A 599-nucleotide genomic window follows, 5' to 3' on the forward strand; every position below is an offset into this window, starting at 1 on the left:
GTCTCGTCTTGAAGAGGTGCTGTTTCTGTCCATTCTTGAATGGTTTCACCGACTTTTTGAGTGATAGTATGAATGGTCGTATGACTCAGCGAAAAAGATGTAAGAAGATTAATAGCTTCTTCTGCTTTGCGGTACGTTCCATCTGAAGCTATTTGAGCTGCTTTCATCTCTACAAGAGGAGAATTACGGATTCTAGGCTTTAAGCCGACGGCTTTATCAAAAGGAATCACACTTTTTTCGCCTTCTTTTCGCATACGGTGGCGTTCAAATTCAACGGTTCCGAATGTAAATTGAAGCGTACGGTCAGGCACACTGTCAATCTCATATCCTTGTTCTTTGTAATCATGAAGTAATTCTAAATCAATCTGTTTAATAGCGGCACTGAGTAACTGTTGAGTGATACGTTGAAAAACCGTTTCTAAGGCTAATTCTGCTTCTAAAAGGGAAGAAGAATCCTTTAAAGTTGTGATGATTTCTGATATAATTTGATTCATAAGAAGACCTCTTTCTCTAGCGTTGTCGTTATCTCTAGATTAAGGGTCTTCTTTCTTTTTGTCTAGGTCGAATTTCCCCTCTTCCGACATTAATTTTACACATAG

Annotated in this window: 1 protein-coding gene; it reads right to left on the reverse strand. The window is 38.6% G+C overall.

What is annotated here, in order from left to right; translation table 11 throughout:
* On the reverse strand, positions 1-494 hold a 494-nt coding region (locus ACYQ2O_RS12695; RefSeq protein ID WP_459796768.1), incomplete at its 3' end, for a UPF0236 family transposase-like protein.
* Positions 495-599 lie beyond the last annotated feature (105 nt).

Source organism: Alkalibacterium sp. m-11, from assembly GCF_054658155.1.